This is a genomic window from Nocardioides gansuensis (assembly GCF_003076135.1).
Lineage (GTDB): Bacteria > Actinomycetota > Actinomycetes > Propionibacteriales > Nocardioidaceae > Nocardioides > Nocardioides gansuensis.
This window is the reverse complement of the sequence record NZ_QDGZ01000005.1, coordinates 173221-191373: the sequence shown is the minus strand read 5'-3', so window position 1 is coordinate 191373 and position 18153 is coordinate 173221. Positions and strand designations below refer to the sequence as shown.

Below are 18153 nucleotides of genomic sequence, written 5' to 3'. Positions count from 1 at the left end.
GCAGGCTGCGGCGCGTGACACTTCACGTCCACACGGGCGCGCGCACCGACGGGCTGGCCGACGGCCTGGCCCGGCTGCTGGCGATGCCGCTGGCGGACCCGTTCGCCCGGGAGGTGGTGGTCGTCCCCGCGCGCGGCGTGGAGCGGTGGCTGACGCAGCGGCTCTCCCACCGGCTCGGCGTCGGGCCGCGCGGCGGAGACGGCGTCTGTGCCGGGGTCGACTTCCTCAGCCCCCGCTCGCTGGTCGCGATGCTCCTCGACCGCGACGCCGACGACCCGTGGGACCCCGACCGCCTCACCTGGCCCCTTCTCGAGGTGGTCGACGAGGCGATGGGCGAGCCCGGCTTCGAGGACCTCTCCCGCCACCTCGGACATGGCGACCGCGACGAGGCCAGGCGGGCCCGCCGGTGGGCGGTCGCGCGCAGGCTCGCCGGGTTGTTCGCGTCGTACGCCGTGCAGCGGCCACGCCTGGTCACCGACTGGCGCGAGGGCGTCGACTCCGACGGCGCGGGCGGTGAGCTCGACGCCGACCTGCGCTGGCAGGCCGAGCTGTGGCGCAGAGTGCTGGCGCGGGTCGACGCGCCGCCGCCCGACGAGCGCCACGCCTCGACCGTGGCACGGCTCCGCGCCGGGGGCGACGACCTGGACCTGCCCGCCCGGCTGTCCCTCTTCGGCCACACCCGGCTGCCGGCCACCGAGGTCGAGCTGCTGGCTGCCCTGGCCGAGGTGCGCGACGTGCACCTGTGGCTGCCGCAGGCGTCGCCGTCGCTGTGGACCGTCCTGGCGCCGACCGCGGCCGCAGGGCCGGTCCCCCGGGCCGGCGACACCTCCGCCCGCCTCGTGCACCACCCGCTGCTCGGGTCCCTGGGCCGCGACTCTCGCGAGCTGCGCCGCACCCTCGGTCCGGCCGGGGGTCTCGACGTTCCCGAGCCGCCCGCGCCGGAGCCGCCGGCGTCCCTGCTCGGCTGGCTCCAGCACGACCTGCGGGCCAACCTGGCACCCGCGGCCGAGACCCGCGCGGCGCGGCGGGTGGCCGACCACGACCGCTCGGTGCAGGTGCACGCCTGCCACGGGGCCGCCCGCCAGGTCGACGTGCTCCGCGAGGTGCTGGTGGGGCTGCTCGAGGACGACCCGACCCTCGAGCCGCGCGACATCCTGGTGATGTGCCCCGACATCGAGGGCTACGCCCCGCTGGTCTCGGCCGCCTTCGGGCTCGCCGACGTCACCGAGGAGCACCGCGGCCACCCCGCCCACCAGCTGCGCGTCCGGCTCGCCGACCGCGCCCCCGGCGCCACCAACCCCCTGCTCGGGGTCGCGGCGGCCCTCGTCGAGCTGGCCGGCGGCCGGATGACGGCCACGCAGGTGCTCGACCTGGCGGCCACCGACGTGGTCCGCGCCCGGTTCGGCTTCGGCGACGACGAGCTCGAGCGCATCACCCACTGGGTGCGCCAGGCCGCGGTCCGGTGGGGCTACGACGCCGACCACCGCGCGGCGTACGGCCTCGCCGTCGACACCAACACCTGGCGCGGCGGCCTCCAGCGCGTCCTGCTCGGCGCGGCGATGTCGGGCGAGGGGCACCGCCACGTCGGCGGCACGCTCCCCCTCGACGACGTCGGCGACGGCGACCTCGAGCTGACCGGACGGCTGGCCGAGATGCTCGACCGGCTGCATGCCTTCACCCGGGCGGCCGCCGCGGCCCGCACGGCCGGCGAGTGGACCAGGGCCGTCGGCGACGCCGTGCACCGGCTCACCGCAGTGGTGCGTGACGACGCCTGGCAGGTCGCCCAGTTCGACCGCGAGCTGGCCCGCATCGAGGCGAGCACCGATGGCAAGGACACCGAGCTGCGGCACGCCGACGTCCGGGCCCTCCTCCAGCAGCGCCTCCGCGGCCGTCCCACGCGCAGCAACTTCCGCACCGGCACGCTCACCGTTTGCACGATGGTGCCGATGCGCTCGGTGCCGCACCGGGTGGTCTGCCTCGTCGGCCTCGACGATGGGGTCTTCCCCCGGATCCAGTCGATCGACGGCGACGACGTCCTGGTCAGGCGCCCCATGACCGGCGAGCGCGACGTGCGGTCCGAGGACCGCCAGCTGCTGCTCGACGCGATCGGCGCGGCGAAGGAGACCCTGGTGGTGACCTACACCGGGCGCGGCGAGCACACCGGCGCGCAACGGCCGCCGGCCGTGCCGCTCGGGGAGCTGCTCGACGCCCTCGACCGCACGGCCACCGCGCCCGAGCGGGTGCGTGACCACGTCGTGGTCCACCACCCGCTCCAGCCCTTCGACGAGGCCAACCTGGTGCGGGGGGCGCTCGTGGGTCGCCTCCCGTTCAGCTTCGACCGTGCCGCGCTGCGCGGTGCCCGGGCCGCCCGCCACCCGCGCCTGGCCGTGCGCGAGCTGGTGCCCGAGCCGCTCGCCCCCGCCGAGCCCGAGGAGGTCTCGCTCGCCGACCTGCACGACTTCTTCCGCCATCCCGTCAAGGGGTTCTTCCGCGGCCGGCTGCGCGTCTCGACGCCCTACGACGCCGACGAGGTGAAGGACGCCATCCCGATCGCACTCGACAGCCTCGAGCAGTGGGACGTCGGCGACCGGCTGGTCCGCGACGTCCTCGCCGGCGCGGACCCCCAGGCCGGGATGCTCGCCGAGCAGCTGCGGGGGCTGCTGCCACCGGGCGCCCTCGGCGTCGGCGTGCTCACCGACGTGGTGCGGAAGGTCAAGCCGCTCGTCGAGCGCGGCCTCGAGCTGAGGTCGGGCCCGCCCCGCACCCTCGACGTCGACATCGACCTCCGAGACCGCCGGGTCACCGGCTCGGTCGACGACGTCTTCGGCAACGCGCTGGTCACCGTCGCCTTCTCCAACCTCGCGGCGAAGCAGCGGTTCACCGGCTGGCTCGACGCGCTCGCGCTGGCGGCCGGCCACCCCGACGAGAACTGGACGGTCCACTCGGTCGGCAAGCACCGCACCGGCGGCCAGATCGCGATGGTCTCGCCCATCCCCGAGCACGAGGCGCGCGGCTGGCTGCGCGACCTCGTCGCGGTCTACGAGCAGGGCCTCCGCGAGCCGCTGCCGCTGCCGCTCAAGACCTCGCTGGCGTGGGCGGAGGAGCAGCGCTGGGTCCTCGGCGGCCGCGACGCCCGACCCGACGACAAGGCGGCGGCGCAGTGGGAGACGCCGCGCTTCAACGACGGCGGCTTCCCCCGGGAGGACTCAGACCCGTGGCACGTGCGGGCCTTCGGCGAGGCCGCGCCGTACTCCTGCCTGGCCTGTCCTGTCCGCGACGGCGAGGACGGGCCGCACCGGCTGGGCCACTTCGCCTGGCGGATGTGGGGCCCGCTCCTCGACGGCGGGCACGAGCAGATCCGGGGGGCGTGAGTGGACACCTTCGACATCACCGGACCGCTGCCGGAGGGCACCACGCTGCTCGAGGCGAGCGCCGGCACCGGCAAGACGTGGACCATCGCTGCGCTGGTCACCCGCTACGTGGCCGAGGGTGTCGCCTGTCTCGACCAGCTGCTGGTCGTGACGTTCACCCGCGCCGCCAGCCAGGAGCTCAGGGAGCGGGTGCGAGAGCAGCTCGACGAGGCCGCAGCCCTGCTCTCCACCCCGGGGGCGGCGCCACTGACCGATCTCGAGGAGTGGCTGCTCGACGCCGACGAGGCCGAGCTGGGCGAGCGCCGGGAGCGGCTCACCGCCGCCCTCACCACCTTCGACGCCGCGACGATCGCCACCATCCACCAGTTCTGCCAGCTCGTGCTGCGCAGCCTGGGCGTGGCCGGAGACACCGACCCCGGCGCCGTGCTCGTGGAGGACCTCGAGCAGCTCACCGCCGAGGTCGTCGACGACCTCTACCTCGCCCGCTTCGCCGGCGAGCAGCAGCCGCCGTGGACACGTGAGGAGGCCGGCCGGATCGCCCGCGAGGCGGTGGGCGACCCCCGCGCCCATGTCGAGCCGCGCGCGGCGCTCGAGGAGGCGCCCGACTCGCTGCCTGCTCAGCGGGTGCGCTTCGCGCTCGACGTGCGCGCCGAGGTCGACCGGCGCAAGCGGCGGCTCGGCATCCTCAGCTACGACGACCTGCTGGGGCAGCTGGCCGACGCCCTCGAGGACGACGCGGCTCCTGCCCGCACGCGGATGCGGCAGCGCTGGAAGGTCGTGCTGATCGACGAGTTCCAGGACACCGACCCGGTGCAGTGGCAGGTCTTCGAGCGTGCCTTCCACGGCGTGGCGACTTTGGTGCTCATCGGCGACCCCAAGCAGGCGATCTACGCCTTCCGTGGCGGCGACGTCGTGACCTATCTCCGTGCCGGGGAGACAGCGACGACCCGGCAGACGCTGGGCGTCAACTGGCGGGCCGACAAGCCACTCCTCGACTCGCTGCAGGTGGTCCTGGAGGGTGCGACCCTCGGCGACCCACGCATCGTCGTACACCCGGTGCAGGCGCACCATCCGAAGTCGCGGCTGGTCGGAGCCGGGCCGCCCTTCCGGCTCCGGGTGGCCCGGCACGCCGAGCTGGGCGCCAAGCCGACCAGCAAGCCGGGCGTGGCCCGGTGGCGCGCCCACGTCGTCGCCGACCTGGCCCGCGACATCAAGCGCCTGCTGACGTCGGGTGCGACGTTCGACGGCCGGCCGCTGGTGCCGGGTGACGTGGCCGTGCTGGCCGCGCGGCGCGCCGACCTGCAGGCCACCCAGCTGGCGCTCGCCGAGATCGGAGTGCCGTCGGTGGTCAACGCCGGCGGGTCTGTCTTCCACACGCCCGCGGCCACGGAGTGGCTGACCCTGCTCGAAGCCCTCGAGCAGCCGCACCGCACCGACCGGGTGCGGGCCGCGGCCCTCACCTCCTTCTTCGGCCTCTCCGCTGCCGAGCTCGACGCCGGGGGCGACGAGCTGACCGACGACCTGTCCGACCGGGTGCGCACGCTGGCGCAGGTCTTCGCCACCCGCGGCGTGGCGGCCGTGCTCGAGTGGACCGTCGTCGAAGGCCTCACCGCCCGGGTGCTCGGGCGGGTCGGCGGCCAGCGCACGCTCACCGACCTGCGCCATATCGGTGAGGCCCTGCACCGGGTGTCGGTCGACGAGCAGCTCGGCGTCGTCGGCCTGCTCGGCTGGCTGCGTGCCCAGGTTGCCGACGACAAGCTGGAGGTCGCCTCCGAGCGCACCAGGCGCCTCGACTCCGACGCCGCGGCCGTGCAGCTGGTGACGATCCACGGCAGCAAGGGCCTCGAATACCCCGTGGTCTACGCGCCCTGGCTGTGGGACCGCTTCGAGCGCGAGCCGGACGTGCCGCTCTTCCACGACGACCACGGAGACCGGTGCCGCGACGTCGGCGGGCCGGGCCCGCACCGCTCGGCCAACGTCGCCCGGCACGCCCAGGAGGACGCCGGCGAGCAGCTCCGGCTCCTCTACGTCGCCCTCACCCGCGCCCGGTCACAGGTCGTCGCCTGGTATGCCCCGAGCACCCGCAACTCGCCGACTTCGCCGCTCCACCGGATGCTCTTCGGCCGCCGGCCAGGCGCGGCCGACGTGCCGCAGCGCTGGGACACGGTCGACGACGACCGGGTCGTGGAGATCCTCGGCCACTGGAAGGCCGCCGGTGGCCCGCAGCCGGAGCTGTCCGTGGTCACCGAGCCCGACCCGGCCCCCATCGAGCTGTCCTCGGAGGAGCTGTCGGCGCGCGACTTCACCCGCACCGTCGACACGTCCTGGCGCCGCACCTCCTACTCCTCGCTCTCCGCAGCCGCGTCCGCGCCACACAACGCCGACCGGGTGCTCTCCGAGCCCGAGGACCTGCCGGAGGTCGAGGACGCCGATGACCTCACTGTCGTCACAGCGCCGGCCGACCTCGACCTGGCGTCGGTGCCCTCGCCGATGGCGGGCCTGCCGGTGGGCGCCACGTTCGGGTCCCTGGTGCACGCGGTGCTCGAGCACGCCGACCCGGCCGCGCCCGACTTCCACGCCGAGCTGCTGGCGCACATCGCCGAGCAGCGGGTCTGGTGGCCGGTCGAGCTCGACGCCGGGGAGCTGGCCGACGCCCTCGTCGCGGTGTGCAGCAGCCCACTCGGCCCCCTCGCCGACGACGTCACCCTGCTGGAGGTCGCCCGGGCCGACCGGCTCGAGGAGCTGGACTTCGAGCTGCCACTCGCCGGCGGCGACGACACGTCGTACGCCGTGGGGTCGATGACGCTCGGCGACCTCGCGCCCCTGCTGATCCGCCACCTCCCCGACGGCGATCCGGTGCTCCGCTACGCCCACACCCTCGACTCCGACCCTGTGCTGGCGGCGCAGCCGCTCCGGGGCTACCTGACGGGCTCGATCGACCTCGTCATGCGGCATCAAGATCAAGAGGGAGCGACCCGCTACCTCACGGTCGACTACAAGACCAACTGGCTGGGCGACCTGGCCGCGCCGCTGACGGCCCACGACTACCGGCCGGCCGTGCTCGACGAGGCCATGGGCCACTCCGACTATCCCCTGCAGGCGCTGCTCTACACGGTGGTGCTGCACCGCTACCTGCGCTGGCGACTGCCCGGCTACGACCCGGCCACCCACCTCGGCGGCGTCCTCTACCTCTACCTCCGCGGCATGTGCGGGCCGGACACCCCACGGGTGGACGGTGCCCCGTGCGGGGTCTTCGCGTGGCGGCCGCCCGTCGGCCTCGTCACCGACCTGTCGGCGCTCCTCGACGGCGACCGGGAGGTGGTGGTGTCGTGACCGAGCTCTTCGAGCCCGTCGACGCGGCCGACCGCGACCTGGCGCTGTCGGCCACCGGACTGCTGGCCGTCTTCAACTCCGCCGGCGTCGTCACGGCCGCCGACGTCCACGTCGCGCGCACCCTCGGCCGGCTCGGCGGCGAGCCCGACGACGAGGTGCTGCTCGCGGTGGCGCTGACCTGCCGCGCCGTACGCGCGGGGTCGGTGTGCCTCGACCTGTCCACGGCGCGTGACCTCCCCGTCGCCCTCGACCTGCCCTGGCCGGAGCCCGCAGCCTGGGCCCGGTCCGTCGCGGCGAGCCCGCTGGTCGCCCTCGGCGTGCTGCGCTGGGACGCCGGCCTGCTCTACCTCGACCGCTACCACGAGCAGGAGACGCAGGTCCTCGACGACCTGTCGGCCCGGGCGGGCTCGACGCCCGCCCACGAGCCCGGCCTCCTCGATGCCAGGCTCGCGCGGGTCTTCCCGGAGGAGGGGTACGACGAGCAGCGCGCCGCCTGCCGGCAGGCGGCCGCCCGGTGGACCACCGTGCTCACGGGTGGGCCGGGCACCGGCAAGACGACCGCGGTGGCCGGCCTGCTGGTGGCGCTCGCCGAGCAGGCCGAGGCGCGTGGCGACGCGCTGCGGATCGCGTTGACCGCGCCGACCGGGAAGGCGGCCGCCCGGCTCGAGGAGGCCGTGCGGTCCTCCGCTGCGCGGTTCGCGCCGGAGGACCGGGCCCGGCTGGAGGACCTGCACGCCTCGACCCTGCACCGGTTGTTGCGCCGGGACCCCGGCAACTCCACTCGCTTCCGCCACCACCGGGCCAACCGGCTGCCCCACGACGTGGTCGTCGTCGACGAGACGTCGATGGTGTCGCTGACCATGATGGCCCGGCTGCTCGAGGCGGTGCGGCCGGATGCGCGGCTGGTGCTGGTGGGCGACCCTGACCAGCTCTCGTCCGTCGAGGCCGGTGCTGTTCTCAGCGACCTGGTGCGCGGCTACGCCGGCCGCGACGACTCCCCGGTCGCGGCACTCGCCACGACGCACCGCTTCGGCGCCGAGATCGGCCGGCTGGCGGCTGCCCTGCGTGACGGCGACGCCGACGAGGCGGTCGCCGTGCTGGCCGCCGGGCACGACCAGGTGCGCTGGGTGACCGACCCCGACCCCGGGCAGGTGGTCCGGGCTGCGGCGCTGCCCGCCGCGCTCGCCCTCCGCGACGCCGCCGTGGCCGGTGACGCCGAGCGCGCGCTCGCGGCGCTCGACCGCCACCGCCTGCTGTGCGCCCACCGCGACGGGCCCTACGGGGTGCACCACTGGAACCGGCGCCTCGAGCAGTGGCTCGCCGCGGAGACCGGTGACCCGCTCCACGAGCGCTCCTACATCGGCCGCCCGCTGCTCGTGACGGCCAACGACTACGCGCTCGGGGTCTACAACGGCGACAGCGGCGTCGTGATCGACGGGCCGCTCGGCCGGCGGGCCGTGATCGGCTCGGCCGACGGCCACCGCGACTTCGCGCCGTCCCGCCTCGGCGACGTCGAGACGATGCACGCGATGACCATCCACAAGAGCCAGGGCAGCCAGGCCGACGAGGTGACGGTGCTGCTGCCCGACGAGGAGTCGCGCCTGCTGACCCGCGAGCTCTTCTACACCGCGGTGACCCGGGCCCGCACCCGTGTGCGGGTGGTCGGGTCGGAGCAGGCCGTGCGGGCGGCGATCGGCCGACGGGCCCAGCGAGCGAGCGGGCTGGCGACCCGGCTCGGTGCGGGTGCCTGAACGTCCGCGCCGGTCCGGCTGACCACGGGGCGGACGCGGGAAACATCCGGGAAACCCGGCCCGGCTAGCCTCATGGCGTGCCTTTCCTGCTGCGAGTCTCCCTTCCCGACGTCCCCGGTTCGCTGGGTCGCGTGGCGACCGCGATCGGTGAAGCAGGAGGCGACATCGAGGCCATCGAGATCGTCGACAAGCGCGGTGACGTCGCAGTGGACGACGTGCTCCTCGAGACCCTCCCCGGCACGATGCCCGACTCGATCGTGTCCGCGTGCAACGCGCTGGACGGCGTCGAGGTGCTCTGGATCAGCCGCTACGCCGCCGGCGGCAACCTGTTCCTCGACCTCGAGGTGGTCGAGGAGCTCTCGGCCCACCCGGCCCAGGCGATCGGCCGGCTCGTCGAGATGCTGCCGATCACCTTCCGGGTCGACTGGGCGGCCCGGGTCGGCATCGACGGCAGGATCCTGCAGGCGACCGACGGGGCGCCGGAGAAGGTCTCCCACGTGGCACTCGCCATGCCCGACCGGCTGCCCTCCGACGACGTCACGTTGCTGTGCGGTGCGCCACTCGGCGACGACGTGATCGTGCTCGGCCGACGCGGTGGTCCCGACTTCCTGGAGTCGGAGCTGGCCCGGCTGGGCCACCTGCTGGGGCTGGCCCAGACGATCAGCCGCGCCTGAGCGGGCCCGTCTCGCTGCGCGACATCTGCGGGGGTCCTCCCCCGCGTCGGCGCCGGTCAGGCAAGAATCGTCGCCGGTGAGCCGCGACCGCGGCCGCGGCCGAGGAGGAATGTGTCGTGGTTCAGTTCCCCGAGGTGCCGACAGCCGGTGGCGCCGCACGAGGAAAGGTGGAGGCATGAGCGCGATCGAGGGCGTCTCGGAGATCTTCGACGCGTCAGCGTGGGAGGCCGTGCCCGGGTTCGAGGACCTCACCGACCTGACCTACCACCGCGCCCGCGAGCACGGCACCGTGCGCATCGCGTTCGACCGGCCCGACGTGCTCAACGCGTTCCGGCCGCACACGGTCGACGAGCTGCTGCGCACGCTCGAGCACGCGCGCACCACCGCCGACGTCGGGTGCGTGATCCTCACCGGCAACGGGCCGTCGCCCAAGAGCGGCAAGTGGGCCTTCTGCACCGGTGGCGACCAGCGCATCCGCGGCAAGGCGGGCTACCAGTACGAGGCCGACGACGCCTACGCCGCCGGCCGCACCGGCGCGGAGGAGCCGTCGGTCCTGGACAAGGCCAGGCTCGCGCGACTGCACATCCTCGAGTGCCAGCGGCTGATCCGCTTCATGCCCAAGGTGGTCATCTGCGTGGTGCCCGGCTGGGCGGCGGGCGGCGGCCACTCCCTCCACGTGGTCTGCGACCTCACGCTCGCGAGCCGTGAGCACGCCCGCTTCAAGCAGACCGATGCCGACGTCGGCTCCTTCGACGGCGGCTACGGCTCGGCGTACCTCGCCCGTCAGGTCGGGCAGAAGTTCGCCCGGGAGATCTTCTTCCTCGCCGACGAGTACGACGCGGAGACGATGCACCAGATGGGCGCGGTCAACCGGGTGGTCGATCATGCCGAGCTGGAGGCGGTCGCGCTGGAGTGGGGTCGCAAGATCAACGCGAAGAGCCCGACGGCGCAGCGGATGCTGAAGTACTCCTTCAACCTGCTCGACGACGGGCTCGTCGGTCAGCAGCTCTTCGCCGGCGAGGCCACGCGACTGGCGTACATGACCGACGAGGCCCAGGAGGGCCGTGACCAGTTCCTGGAGAAGCGCGAGCCCGACTGGTCGCCCTACCCCTGGTACTACTGACCCGGCATGCGACTCTCAGGCGCGCTGTGAGGCGAGGATGTCTGCCAGGATGGAGACGGCTTCGGGGACGAGTGCATCGGTGATGTTGCCGTACCCGAGCACCAGTGCCGATGGGCCGGAACCGCTGGCGCGGTACCTGTCCAGGTCGACGACGCGCAAGCCGCGCTTCTCGGCCTCGCGGACCATCGCGGAGGCGTGCACGGCTTCGGGTAGGTGCACCACGAGGTGGAGGCCGGCTGCGACGCCGGACACCGCGCAAGCGGGCAGTCGCTGCTCCAACTCGGCCACGAGAAGATCGCGTCGGATGCGGAAGGCGCGACGTGCCTTTCGCAGATGGCGGTCATAACCCCCCGAGGTCAGCAGCCGCGCAAAGGCGAGCTGGTCCAGGACGGGCGGGAGCGCCGGCGTGGTCTCCGAGCGACGCAGTGTGTCGGCCCATCGGGAGGGCACGAGCATCCACCCGATGCCCAGCGCCGGTGAAAGCGTCTTGGACAGCGACCCGAGAAGCACGACGCGGCGGGGGTCCATGCCTTGCATCGTGGACACCGGGCTCCGGTCATATCGGAACTCGGCGTCGTAGTCGTCCTCGAGGACCAGGCCGTCGACGCGATGTGCCCAGTCCAGAAGGGCCGCGCGTCGTTCGGCTGTCAGCACCACGCCGCGCGGGAACTGGTGCGCCGGCGCGGTGAGGACCGCGCGGGTCCCGGGATGGGCGGCGAGGTCGGCCACGCGGAGTCCCTGGTCGTCGACACCCACCGGGACCGGCTCGAGCCCCGCCTCCCGCACCGCATCCGCCAGCCGGGGCCAGCCCGGGTCCTCCACGGCCATCGACCGGTGTCCGGCAGAGGCCAACGCTTGGCAGAGACGTCGTACTCCTGAGCTGGTGCCCGTGGTGACCATCAGCTGGGCACCGGATGCGGTCGCGGCCCGGCTGCGCTGCAGGTATTCGATGAGGACGGTGCGCAGTTCGTGATGCCCGAACGGATCTGCGTAGCCCAGATCCGTCATGGGGGCGTTGGCGGTGACAGTCCGCAGCGCCGCGGCCCAACGTGCCCGAGGGAAGGCCCGAAGGTCGGGCAGGCCGGGAGCGAGGTCAATCCGGACCGACGGACGGCTGGCCCGGGACACGCCGGCATCGGCGGCGTGGGCAGTGTCCACCCAACGGACTCGGGTGCCCGAGCCGGGCCGCGCCTCCAGGTAGCCCTCCGCGGTGAGCTGCGCGTACGCCTCGGTCACCGCCCAGCGTGAACATCCCAGATCCAGGGCGAGCGCTCGACTCGGAGGCAGCGTCGCCCCTGTGGCGAGGCGGCCGGAGCGGATGGCAGCTCGAAGCGCCCTCTTGAGACGCTCGTGGAGAGGGCCGGTGCCTACCGCGCGCAGGTCCAGCAAGACATCCCACGCTGGATTGGTCTGGGATTTCGGCACAGTATCGGATCATAGTTCCAGTCCGAACGGATCTAATGTCGGGGTCATGACGACACACCGACACAGCGATACCGCTGGGATCTCCGCCGCGCTCCGGCCAGTGTTTCGGCACTGGGCGCAGCAGTCGGACGCGCTCTCGGCACTACCCAATGCCCCAGTTGTGGCCGATCGACCTCGACGCGACATGGAGACGCTGGCGTGGCTTGTCCGGCGCCTGGCCAGGCAGCACCCGTCCGTGCCTGGACCGGGCAATGCCGCCGCGACGCATCACCCTGCCACCCTCAGGAGAGGATGTTGACCACGCCGTTCACCTCCGCATCCCCGTGCGGGTCCAGGCGCTGACGAGCTCGGCGGGACCTGCGCGGGGCTGTCGCGGGCGGCCGGCCTGAGGTCCGCTGTAGCGACATCCCGTCGGCGGCGAGGTGGTGACCGGCCTGTGGTGGATCGCGCCTTCCTCAGGCAGGAGGGGGGTCAGGTCGTGGGTGCCGCAACCCGAACCACCGGCGAGCTCAATCACGGGCCCCAAGACCAACCAGAACTAAGGTTAGGCTAACCTTCTGCTCCGGTTGACGTGATCAGTCAGACATCCCCCACGGGGGGCCCGGAGCACCAGGAGTCCCATGGCCATCACACGAACGCGCGCTCTCACGGGAGCGATCTCCATCCTCACCGCGCTCGCGCTGACGGGATGCGGTGCCTCCGAGGTGGTCGAACCTGAGGCAACCGCTGCAGTCGGTGAAGGACGCACCCGGTATCCGCTCGTGTTGGAGAACTGCGGCCACGAGGTCAGCGTCGAGTCCGCCCCACAGCGCGTGGTCTCGCTTGACCAGAACTCGACCGAGATCCTGCTCTCGCTGGGCCTTGAGGACCGCATGGTGGGCACGGCGTCGTGGACCGATCCCGTACTCGACTCACTCTCGAGCGCGAACGAGTCGGTGCCGCGGCTCGCGGACAACGCCCCGACGTACGAGGTTCTCCTCGGCGCCGACCCGGATTTCGTGACGGCGTCGTTCGGGCGGCACTTCGCCGAGGGCGGTGTGGTGACGCGCCACCGGCTCGAGGAGACGGACATCGGGTCCTACCTGTCGCCGACCGACTGCGACAACGGCGTGAGCGTGAACGGCGGCAGCAGGCGGACGACGCCGCTCACCACCGACGCTCTGTATCAGGAGATTCGCGAGCTCGCGGAGATCTTCGACGTTCAAGGTCGCGGCGAGTCCCTCATCGCCGAGCTGGAGGAGCGCGCAGCGGCCGCGACCGAGGGAGTCGACTTCGACGGGCGCACAGTCATGTTCTGGTTCGCCGACACGAAGACGCCGTACGTCGCCGGCGGACTCGGCTCTGCCTCGCTCCTCGCCAGGGCGACGGGGATGGAGAACGTGTTCACCGACACGGCGGACGACTGGCCGGCCGTGGGCTGGGAGACAGTCGTGGACGCCGATCCCGACATCCTCGTGCTCGGTGACCTGCAGCGCGACCGCTTCCCGGGCGACCGCCTCGAAGACAAGATCGCGTTCCTCGAGGAGGATCCGCTGACGCAGTCGCTCGACGCTGTCGAGGGTGAGCGTTTCATCGCGCTACACGGCGCGGAGATGAACCCGTCCATCCGCTTCGTGGACGGGCTCGAGAAGATCCAGGCCTGGTGGATCAAGCACAAGGACGAGCTCTGAGCACCATCGCCTCCGCGCTCGCCGTCAGGGACTGGCCGAGGCCACGAGTCACGCTGGCGCCTCTCCTTGTCCTCGCGGCCGTCGTGGCTCTTGCTCTTTCTGTCGCCGTCGCGGTCACGCTCGGACCCGCTGACGTCTCGCTCGTGAACGTCCGCGACATCCTCCTCAACCACCTACGGCTGGCCGACATCCCCGTTCGTGCCGCGGAGGATGCGATCGTGTGGGAGGAGCGGCTCCCGCGCGCGCTCGTCGCGGCTGCCTGTGGTGCGGGGCTGGGCCTGTGCGGGGCGATCCTGCAGTCGCTCTTGCGCAACCCGCTCGCCGACCCCTTCGTGCTCGGCGTGTCGTCAGGGGCATCCACAGGGGCCGTCCTGATCGGGGTCCTCGGAATCGGAGGCGGGGCGCTTGGGGTGTCGGGAGGGGCGTTCATCGGCGCTCTCGCGGCGTTCGGTGTCGTGCTCCTGCTCGCACGGTTCTCGACTGGCGGGACGTCGAGCGTTGTCCTCGCGGGCGTCGCGAGCACGCAGTTCTTCTCGGCGCTCACCTCGCTCGTCGTGTTCGGCTTCGCCGACGCCGACGAGACCCGCGGCGTGATGTTCTGGCTCCTGGGCTCGCTCGAGGGCATGCGCTGGGATGACGTCGTCCTGCTCTCCGTGGTCGTCGCGGCGGGTGGTGTCATCTGCATCGCGTCGGCGCGTTCGCTCGACGCGTTCGCCTTCGGCGAGGATGTCGCTGCGTCGCTGGGCATTCACGTCGCGCGCACGCGCGTGCTTCTCCTCGTCCTCACCGCCCTCCTGACGGCGGCGCTCGTGAGTGTCGCCGGCGCCATCGGCTTCGTGGGACTCGTCCTGCCACACGCAGCACGCCTTCTCTTCGGACAACTCCACTCCCGAGTCATCCCTGCCACCGCCGCGCTCGGCGCGGTGTTCATGGTGTGGGTGGACGCCGCCTCCCGCGTGGTCTTCGCGCCGACGCCGTTGCCCGTCGGTGTGGGGACGGCCCTCGTAGGCGTCCCTGTCTTCGTGCTGCTCCTCGTGCGGCGGAGGGGGCACGCATGACGCTCCATGCCGAGCGTGTCTCCTGGCGACGCGGCGGCGCGCTTGTCGTCGACGGCGTGACAGTCCAGCCGGCGCCCGGGTCGACAGTGGCTCTGCTCGGCCCGAACGGGTCCGGGAAGTCCTCCCTGCTGCGACTGCTGCAGGGAGTCGCGAGACCTGACACCGGCACCGTGACGCTGGACGGCGCCGATCTCTCGGGGATGCGGCGGCGTGAGATCGCACGTGCCGTTGCGACGGTCACCCAGCACGCAGAGACGGACGCCGACATCATCGTGCGCGATGTCGTACGCCTTGGCCGCACGCCGCACCGCCCCCTCCTGGGAGGCGACACCGCGGAGGATGAGCGTGCGATCGACAGGGCACTCGCGCATGTGGGCCTCACGGAGAAGGCAAGGCAGCGCTGGCACACGCTCTCGGGCGGCGAGCGCCAGCGTGCCCACATCGCCCGCGCGCTCGCTCAGGAGCCCCGCGAGCTGCTTCTCGATGAGCCGACGAACCACCTCGACATCCGGCACCAGCTCGAGCTGCTCGCGCTGGTGGCTGAACTGCCCGTGACCGCGGTCATCGCCCTCCATGACCTCAACCTCGCCGCGATGTTCTGTGACGTCGTGCTCGTCCTGCGAAGCGGTCGTGTCGTGGCGGGCGGGCCCCCCGCCGATGTGCTGACGCCAGCCCTGATCGCCGACGTCTACGGCGTGCGCGCCCACGTCGCACACGACCACGTCAGCGGACGGATCAGTGTGGCCTTCCAGGCCGGGGCACCCGAGCCGTTACACGTCGCGCCGTAGCGCCACAGCATCCTGACGGCACGGCCGACCCGGATCCCGGATCAGGCGGCGGTCACGAGACCCCCTCTTCGATCGGGGCGACCGCCCGCAGCGTCGTCACCGGCCGCGGGCCGGGGACGCTCGGGTGCTCGCCGAGCGCGGCTGCCAGCGTCGGCACGATGCCGACAAGGCGGCCTGGTGAGGCGGCGCGGAGGACCCGACGGGCGCTGAGCCGCTCCGCGACGACGACGATCTCGCATCCGGAGGCGAGGCTCAGGCTGGTCAGGTGCTGCATGAAGCGGACCACGCGCTCGGACGGCGCGAGCATCACCTCGCTCAGGTCCAGCACCACTCGGTCGGCACTGGACAGCAGGTTGCCCAGCACGGAGTTGAGCTGCGCGAGGCAGTCTTCGCGCGCAGCGGCGACCGCCCTCACGACGAGCGCACCGGCGCGGTGGGTGATGTGCAGAGACATGGACGTTCCCCTCGGTCAGACACACGGGTCCGACGTGTCGGGTTCGGGACACGTCCTCATCGCCGATGCCCGCACGGTCCGGGGGAATGCAGCGGAACGAATGTATGTCAGTGATCTCGGTCACGCCAGAGGCGTCTCGACATACGGTGGCTACCAGGCGCGCCGATGGGCGCCCGAGTAGAGATGACGTGGTAATGACCCAGTTCCGAAACGACCAGCTCATGACCGAGGTGCTTTCGGAGTTCGCCCACACCCTGGCGAACCGCTACGAGGTCAGCGAGGTCCTCTACCGCCTCGCCGAGCACATCGTCGAGATCCTGGGGGCCGTCGGCACGGGGGTCGCCCTGACCGACGCGGACGGTCGGCTGCATCCCGTCACGGGGATCAACGAGCTGAGCCTCGGTCTGGAGACCCTCGAGGAGCGCCTCCAGGAAGGGCCCTGCGTCGATGCCTACCTCCTGGGCAAGGTCGTGCGCGTCTCCGACCTCAGCAAGCCGCCGGACCAGTGGCCGCGCTGGAACAAGGAGGCACGCGAACGCAACGTGCGCGCCGTCCTCGGCGTCCCCCTGCAGGTCCGGGACGAGTCCCTCGGGGCGGTGAACATCTACAGCGCCGAGCCCCGCGAGTGGCACGACACCGACGTGAAGGTGGCCTGCATCCTGGCGGACATGGCCGCGAGCTACGTCGCCAACGCCTCCGCCCTCGAGGAGTCGCGACGTACGACGGAGCAGCTGCGCGAGGCACTGGAGAGCCGGATCATCATCGAGCAGGCCAAGGGCGTCCTCGCCAACGAGCTGCGCTGTACCGTCGACCAGGCGTTCGTCGTCCTTCGCGAGCACGCGCGCCGCAACGGCGCGAGCCTGCGTCAGGTGGCACACGCCGTCGTGCACCTCGGGCTGCGGCCGCCCCGCAAGGGCGGCGAGCGGTGACGCCGCGGCTACGCTGACTCGCCATGAGAGTGGTCGTCCTGACAGGCGCCGGGATCTCGGCCGAGAGCGGGGTGCCCACCTTCCGCGACTCCGACGGGCTCTGGGAAGGGCACGACCCGATGATGGTCGCGACGCCCGAGGCCTTCGCGGCGGACCCCGACCTGGTCCAGCGCTTCTACGACGAGCGCCGCGCCGCCCTCCCGCGAGTGCAGCCCAACGCCGCCCACCGGGCGCTCGCCCGGCTCGAGGAGGCCCTCGGCGACGACCTGTTCCTCGTCACGCAGAACGTCGACGACCTGCACGAGCGCGGCGGCTCCCGCCGGGTGCACCACATGCACGGCCGGCTCCGCGCGGCCTGGTGTACGTCGTGTGACCAGCGCCCTGAGTGGACCGGCAGCCTGGTCGACCGGCCCGGCTGTCCGGGCTGCGGGTCGCCGTCCCTGCGGCCCGACGTGGTCTGGTTCGGCGAGATGCCCCACGGGATGGACGTGATCGAGCAGGAGCTCTGGGCGGCCGAGCTCTTCGTCTCGATGGGCACCTCGGGTGCGGTCTACCCGGCCGCCGGCTTCGTGCACTGGGCCAGCGCCAACGGCGCCCGCACCCTCGAGCTCAACCTCGAGCCGAGCGACGGCTCCGCCCACTTCGACCAGGCCCGGCACGGCCCCGCCACCGAGCTCGTCCCCGCCTGGGTCGACGAGGTGCTCGCGGGCTGACGGCCCGACCCGGTCCCGCACGAGACGGTCAGGTGGCGTGCCGGGACAGCTCCTCGTCGAGGATCTTGACCAGCCGGTCCCGCTGCCCGGCCAGCCCGAGTCTCGGCAGCTCGTCGATGAGGGTCGCCTTGAAGAGCGCCGCGCTCTCGATCACCCGCGGGTCGCAGTGGCCGGTGCACTCGAGCGTCACCACGCCGTACAAGGACGACCAGCAGCGCATGTAGACCCAGAGCAGGCCACGGTCCTCCGGCGGGATGTGCTCCGACTTCGCCGGGATCAGCGGGTCGAGGACCGCGTCGCGCACGGCGGGCGCGAGCTCGTCGAGGGACGGGAACGGGAAGCGGGTCTGCTCCCAGATCTGCCACAGCAGGTCGGTGAAGAAGTGGCCCGACGTGGAGAGGGTGAGCAGCTCGCGGCGCTCGCTCTCCCCCGCGGAGATCGGGTTGTGGAAGACGAGGTGGAACTCGCGCGGCCGGCTCAGCGCCCAGTGCCGGAAGGCGACGGCCGCGGCGGTGACGCGGGCCGCGGGGTCGTCCTCGGGGTGGCGCTCCGCCGCCGCCCGGAAGTCCTCGGTCGCCCCCTTGTCCAGCTCGAAGGCCACGAGGTCGACGAGCTCCTGGGCGCTGGCGACGTAGCGGTAGAGCGCCGGGGCCGTCATCCCCATCCGTGAGGCGACCGCGCGCAGCGACAGGTCGGCATCCTCCGCGAGCAGCTCCGCCGACACCTTGACGATCTCGTCGTACGTCGCCTCGCGCCGGCGTTCGCGACGGGTGGGGACTCGCAGCTGGGGCACGGACATCCTTTCCGAGGGGGCTTGACGTGGGCAGTTTACACTGTTTACCGTTTACGGCATTCACTGTTCCG

General features: G+C 72.6%; 13 protein-coding genes. 10 read left to right on the top strand and 3 right to left on the bottom strand.

The genetic code is table 11. The annotated features are described in order from the left end of the window. The first annotated feature begins 14 nt into the window (after positions 1 to 14). The 5 genes from recC to DDE18_RS12710 all read left to right on the top strand — a co-directional run bounded on the left by recC (position 15) and on the right by DDE18_RS12710 (position 10252). A complete protein-coding gene (gene recC / locus DDE18_RS12730; protein ID WP_116572868.1) occupies positions 15 to 3371 on the top strand; it encodes an exodeoxyribonuclease V subunit gamma in 3357 nt (1118 codons plus the stop codon). Further along, the gene (locus DDE18_RS12725; RefSeq protein WP_116572649.1) at positions 3372 to 6704 is read left to right on the top strand and encodes a UvrD-helicase domain-containing protein; all 3333 of its coding nucleotides are present in this window, start codon (positions 3372 to 3374) and stop codon (positions 6702 to 6704) included. Further along, positions 6701 to 8455, top strand: a complete 1755-nt coding sequence (recD, locus tag DDE18_RS12720; protein WP_165821131.1) for an exodeoxyribonuclease V subunit alpha — start codon at positions 6701 to 6703, stop codon at positions 8453 to 8455. Before DDE18_RS12725 ends, recD begins: the two co-directional genes overlap by 4 nt. 77 nt (positions 8456 to 8532) lie before the next feature. Beyond that, complete coding sequence (locus DDE18_RS12715; protein WP_116572648.1) at positions 8533 to 9129, top strand: ACT domain-containing protein; 597 nt, start codon at positions 8533 to 8535, stop codon at positions 9127 to 9129. A gap of 175 nt (positions 9130 to 9304) precedes the next feature. Beyond that, complete coding sequence (locus DDE18_RS12710) at positions 9305 to 10252, top strand: 1,4-dihydroxy-2-naphthoyl-CoA synthase (protein WP_116572647.1); 948 nt, start codon at positions 9305 to 9307, stop codon at positions 10250 to 10252. A gap of 15 nt (positions 10253 to 10267) precedes the next feature. Here DDE18_RS12710 and pdxR read toward each other — a convergent pair whose 3' ends face one another. Beyond that, on the bottom strand, positions 10268 to 11677 hold the full coding sequence (gene pdxR, locus DDE18_RS12705; protein ID WP_116572646.1) for a MocR-like pyridoxine biosynthesis transcription factor PdxR: 1410 nt from the start codon (positions 11675 to 11677) through the stop codon (positions 10268 to 10270). A 620-nt stretch (positions 11678 to 12297) separates the two neighbouring features. On the opposite strand from pdxR, the gene DDE18_RS12700 reads away from it, so the two are divergent. From DDE18_RS12700 to DDE18_RS12690, 3 genes are read left to right on the top strand one after another with little or no spacing between them, the layout of a single operon-like run. Further along, positions 12298 to 13347, top strand: a complete 1050-nt coding sequence (locus tag DDE18_RS12700) for an ABC transporter substrate-binding protein (protein ID WP_116572645.1) — start codon at positions 12298 to 12300, stop codon at positions 13345 to 13347. Beyond that, the gene (locus tag DDE18_RS12695; protein ID WP_170313281.1) at positions 13320 to 14405 is read left to right on the top strand and encodes a FecCD family ABC transporter permease; all 1086 of its coding nucleotides are present in this window, start codon (positions 13320 to 13322) and stop codon (positions 14403 to 14405) included. Before DDE18_RS12700 ends, DDE18_RS12695 begins: the two co-directional genes overlap by 28 nt. After that, on the top strand, positions 14402 to 15193 hold the full coding sequence (locus tag DDE18_RS12690) for an ABC transporter ATP-binding protein (protein ID WP_116572644.1): 792 nt from the start codon (positions 14402 to 14404) through the stop codon (positions 15191 to 15193). The genes DDE18_RS12695 and DDE18_RS12690 overlap by 4 nt, the downstream gene beginning before the upstream one ends. A 52-nt stretch (positions 15194 to 15245) precedes the next feature. On the opposite strand, the gene DDE18_RS12685 is transcribed toward DDE18_RS12690, so the two are convergent. Beyond that, positions 15246 to 15647, bottom strand: a complete 402-nt coding sequence (locus tag DDE18_RS12685; protein ID WP_116572643.1) for a hypothetical protein — start codon at positions 15645 to 15647, stop codon at positions 15246 to 15248. A gap of 194 nt (positions 15648 to 15841) precedes the next feature. Here DDE18_RS12685 and DDE18_RS12680 point away from each other — a divergent pair, with 194 nt between their 5' ends. Together DDE18_RS12680 and DDE18_RS12675 are read left to right on the top strand one after the other, a co-directional pair. Then, the gene (locus DDE18_RS12680; protein ID WP_165821140.1) at positions 15842 to 16576 is read left to right on the top strand and encodes a GAF and ANTAR domain-containing protein; all 735 of its coding nucleotides are present in this window, start codon (positions 15842 to 15844) and stop codon (positions 16574 to 16576) included. A gap of 23 nt (positions 16577 to 16599) precedes the next feature. Then, positions 16600 to 17289 (top strand): NAD-dependent deacylase, encoded by a 690-nt coding sequence (locus DDE18_RS12675; RefSeq protein WP_116572641.1) that lies wholly within the window; start codon positions 16600 to 16602, stop codon positions 17287 to 17289. A gap of 28 nt (positions 17290 to 17317) precedes the next feature. Here DDE18_RS12675 and DDE18_RS12670 read toward each other — a convergent pair whose 3' ends face one another. Continuing rightward, the gene (locus tag DDE18_RS12670; protein ID WP_116572640.1) at positions 17318 to 18082 is read right to left on the bottom strand and encodes a TetR/AcrR family transcriptional regulator; all 765 of its coding nucleotides are present in this window, start codon (positions 18080 to 18082) and stop codon (positions 17318 to 17320) included. Positions 18083 to 18153: the final 71 nt, after the last annotated feature.

Coding starts and splice junctions, on each gene's coding strand:
- DDE18_RS12710 (WP_116572647.1), top strand. CDS start 9,305: ATGAGCGCGATCGAGGGCGTCTCGGAGATCTTCGACGCGTCAGCGTGG.
- DDE18_RS12700 (WP_116572645.1), top strand. CDS start 12,298: ATGGCCATCACACGAACGCGCGCTCTCACGGGAGCGATCTCCATCCTC.
- DDE18_RS12690 (WP_116572644.1), top strand. CDS start 14,402: ATGACGCTCCATGCCGAGCGTGTCTCCTGGCGACGCGGCGGCGCGCTT.
- DDE18_RS12685 (WP_116572643.1), bottom strand. CDS start 15,647: ATGTCTCTGCACATCACCCACCGCGCCGGTGCGCTCGTCGTGAGGGCG.
- DDE18_RS12680 (WP_165821140.1), top strand. CDS start 15,842: ATGACCCAGTTCCGAAACGACCAGCTCATGACCGAGGTGCTTTCGGAG.
- DDE18_RS12675 (WP_116572641.1), top strand. CDS start 16,600: ATGAGAGTGGTCGTCCTGACAGGCGCCGGGATCTCGGCCGAGAGCGGG.